Genomic DNA, 3608 nt, shown 5'->3' on the forward strand with positions numbered 1-3608 from the left:
GCCGCTCCGCGAGCGTGCGGGCGAGAGTCGACTTCCCGGTGCCGGCGGGACCGTCGATCGCGATCCGGCGCCGCGGGACGCCGGTGGGCCCAGCCTGCGCGCTCACAGGCCCACCGCCGCGTAGAGATCCGAGACCTCTTTGCGGTTGAGCTTGCGGAAGCTCCCCGCGCGCTGGTCGCCCAGTGCGACGGCGCCGAAGCGGATCCGTACCAGTGACTCGACGGGATATCCGACCTCGTCGAGGAGACGGCGGACGATGTGCTTTCGGCCCTCGTGGAGCACGACCTTGACCAGCGAGCGGCCCTCGTGGACGTCGACGATCGCGAACTGGTCGACCTTGGCCGGGCCGTCCTCGAGCTCGACACCGTCGCGCAGCTTCTTGCCGACGCCCTTGCCGACGACTCCCGTCACGGTGGCCATGTAGGTCTTGGACACCTCGTAGGACGGGTGCATCAGTCGGTGCGAGAGCTCACCGTCGTTCGTCACCAGAAGCAGCCCCTCGGTGTCGGCGTCCAGGCGACCCACGTGGAAGAGCCGCTGACCGGCGTCGACACGGTCGGCGACCAGGTCGCCCACGCAGGGCCGGCCCATGTCGTCGGACATGGTGGTGTGGTACCCGCGGGGCTTGTTCAGCGCCAGGTAGACCAGGTCGTCGTCGAGGACGATACGGGTGCCGTCCACGCGGATCACTGCCGTGGTGGGATCGACCTTGACGCCCATCTCGCGCACGATCTTCCCGTTGACCTCCACCCGCCCTCGGGCGATGAGGTCCTCCGAGGCCCTGCGGGAGGCGATCCCGGCCTGCGCCAGGATCTTCTGGAGGCGGACCGGTGAGCCGTCTCGGCCAGCGGACTCAGTCATGAGTGCGTCACATCTCTTCGTTCTGGTGTTCATGGGCGGGGTCGGGCGCAGCGGTTCTGCGCCGCCCCAGGGGTATCCGCGGGTCCTCCGCGGGATCGTCGCTCATCTCGTCGACCAGGTCGACATCCGGCAGCAACGGGGCTATGTCCGGGAGCTCGTCGAGCGACGTCAGTCCCAATCTTTCCAGAAATAGCTCCGTGGTCCTATACAGGATGCCCCCGGTGTCCGCGTCGGTGCCGCATTCCACGGCCAGTCCGCGGGCCACGAGGGTCCGCATGACCCCGTCCACGTTGACCCCGCGGACGGCCGCCACGCGGGACCGGGTGACGGGTTGCCGGTAGGCGATCACCGCCAGCGTCTCGAGTGCTGCACGGGTGAGGGTGGACCGGGTGCCGTCGGTGAGGAGTCGCTCCACGAACGGCGCGAACTCCCGACGGGTGTAAAGCCGCCATCCCTCGTCGGTCCGCCTCAGATCGATCCCGCTGCCCACGGCCGTGAGATCATCCCGCCACCCGCGCAGCTCGGCCGCCACCTCCACGGGTGTCGAGCCCGCCGCCGCTGCCAGCGCCCCCTCGGCGGTCGGCTGGTCCACGACCAGCAGAAGCGCCTCGAGACGGGCTCGCAACGGCGGAGCCCCGGACTCGTGGACCTCGTCGTCGTCCCCGATCGGACCCACCGCACTCACCTCGTCGTCCTCCGTCACGTCCATTCGTCCCTCCCGCGTGTCACCTCGGCCGCCTCCTCACCCGTCCAGCTCACCAACAGGTCACCGAGCGCCTCGTCCTGGGCGAGCGCCACGGCGCGCGCCCTGTACAACTCCAACAGGGCGAGAAACCTGGCGACGACGACGAGGGATTCGCCGCACCCGGAGACCAGCTCCCGGAAGTCCACCCATTCGCCCCGGCCTCGGAACCTCAACAACTCCAGGACGCGGGCGGCCTGCTCGGGGACGGACACGGCCGGGGTGTGGACGTGCGAGACCCCCACCTCCTCCACCGGCCGGGGTCTGAACGCCACGGCGGCGATGGTCGCGAACTGCTCGACGTCCACTCCCAACTCCACCTCGGGCAGCAGGTCCAGGAACTCGTCGTCCGGGCCCGCCGTCCGCGGGTGGGAGTGACGGGCGGTCCTGTCGAGCTCGGCGAACAACTCGGCCACCTGCCGGAACGCCCGGAACTGCAGGAGACGGGCGAAGAGCAGGTCCCGAGCCTGGAGCAGCGCCAGATCCTCCAGGTCCTGGACCTCCCCGGACGGCACGAGTCGTGCGGTCTTGAGGTCGAGCAACGTGGCCGCCACCACCAGGAACTCGGTGACCTCCTCGAGACCCGCCTCCCGACCCAGCTCACGGGCGTGCGCGATGAACTCGTCGGTGACCGAGTGGAGGGCGACCTCGGTCACGTCGAGTCGCCGCGAGTCGATGAGCTTGAGGAGCAGGTCGAACGGGCCGGTGAAGTTGGTCAGGTGGACGGTGAACGCACGCGGATCCTCGACCCCGGCGGCGTCGTCCCCCGGCGGGTGCCCGACCCCGGTCACCGGACCGCTCACCTGCCGCGCTGGATGACCTCGCGAGCCAGCGCCCGGTAGGCCTGCGCACCCGCAGATCTGGGCGCCCACGTGGTGATGGGTTCGCCGGCGACGGTGGTCTCCGGGAACCGGACCGTACGGGTCACGAGGGTGTCGAAGACCTGGTCACCGAACACCTCGACGACCCGGCCGAGGACGTCGCGGGCGTGGACCGTCCGGCGGTCGAACATGGTGATCAGGATGCCGGTCAGGTGCAGACGCGGGTTGATGCGGTCGCGGACCTTGTCGATGGTGTCCGTCAGCAGCGCGAGCCCGCGCAGCGAGAAGTACTCGCACTCCATCGGGATCAACACGCCGTCCGAGCAGGCCAGGGCGTTGACGGTGAGCAGACCCAACGACGGCTGGCAGTCGATCAGGACGTAGTCGTAGCGATCGAGCACCGGGTACAGCGCGCGGCCCAGCGCCTGTTCGCGCCCCACCTCGTTGACCAGCTGGATCTCCGCGGCGGACAGGTCGATGTTGGCAGGGATCAGATCCACCCCCTCCACCCGGGTCCGGACCAGCACCTCCTCCGTCGACACGGTGTTGTCCACCAGGAGGTTGTAGACCGTCAGGTCGAGTTGGTGGTGCGGGATGCCCAGGCCCGCCGACAGCGCGCCCTGGGGGTCGAGGTCCACCACGAGGACCCGGCGGCCGTACTCCGCGAGGGCGGCGGCCAGGTTGATCGTGCTGGTGGTCTTACCGACCCCGCCCTTCTGGTTGCACATCGAGAGCACCATCGCGGGCCCGTGGGAGGTGAGCGGCTGCGGTTCGGGGATGGCCGCGAAGCCCTCGCCGGCCGCCGGGTCGTCGGCACCCAGGAGTTCCGCGCGGGAGAACAGTGCGGGATCCATCGTCCCAGAGTCCTGCGCCACCCGCGTCTCCTCTCGCTGCGTCGTCACCTGCGCTCAGGCCGGTCCCCGGTCACGTTACCGTGCCCGGGGGTGGCACTCGGCCCAGACCTCGCGGAGCGTGTCGACGGTGACGAGGGTGTAGACCTGCGTCGTGGTGACCGAGGCGTGCCCCAACAGCTCCTGGACCACCCGGATGTCCGCCCCACCGTCCAGCAGGTGGGTCGCGAAGGAGTGTCGGAAGGAGTGCGGCGAGACGTCAAGCCCGACCGCCGCCCGCTCCGCGGACACGGCCACCACGGTCCACAGGGATTGCCGGGTGATGCGCCCGCC

The 3608-nt window shown here is 70.0% G+C and carries 5 protein-coding genes; all 5 read right to left on the minus strand.

The features are described 5' to 3' along the window. Positions 1 to 102 precede the first annotated feature (102 nt). Entirely contained in the window at positions 103 to 957 is an 855-nt protein-coding gene (locus tag G6027_RS10830; RefSeq protein WP_259846823.1) for a pseudouridine synthase, read from the minus strand. Then, entirely contained in the window at positions 869 to 1570 is a 702-nt protein-coding gene (gene scpB, locus G6027_RS10835; protein ID WP_182637185.1) for an SMC-Scp complex subunit ScpB, read from the minus strand. The genes G6027_RS10830 and scpB overlap by 89 nt, the downstream gene beginning before the upstream one ends. Further along, positions 1561 to 2394, minus strand: a complete 834-nt coding sequence (locus G6027_RS10840; protein WP_182637192.1) for a segregation/condensation protein A — start codon at positions 2392 to 2394, stop codon at positions 1561 to 1563. Before G6027_RS10840 ends, scpB begins: the two co-directional genes overlap by 10 nt. A gap of 8 nt (positions 2395 to 2402) precedes the next feature. Next, complete coding sequence (locus G6027_RS10845; RefSeq protein ID WP_182637193.1) at positions 2403 to 3278, minus strand: ParA family protein; 876 nt, start codon at positions 3276 to 3278, stop codon at positions 2403 to 2405. A 75-nt stretch (positions 3279 to 3353) separates the two neighbouring features. Then, on the minus strand, positions 3354 to 3608 hold a 255-nt coding region (locus tag G6027_RS10850), incomplete at its 5' end, for a tyrosine-type recombinase/integrase (protein WP_182637186.1).

Source organism: Dietzia sp. SLG310A2-38A2, assembly GCF_014145095.1.
Taxonomy (GTDB): Bacteria; Actinomycetota; Actinomycetes; order Mycobacteriales; family Mycobacteriaceae; genus Dietzia.

Excerpts from the sequence above, each read along its gene's own strand:
- scpB (WP_182637185.1), bottom strand. The coding sequence starts at position 1,570 with ATGGACGTGACGGAGGACGACGAGGTGAGTGCGGTGGGTCCGATCGGG.
- G6027_RS10845 (WP_182637193.1), bottom strand. The coding sequence starts at position 3,278 with ATGGATCCCGCACTGTTCTCCCGCGCGGAACTCCTGGGTGCCGACGAC.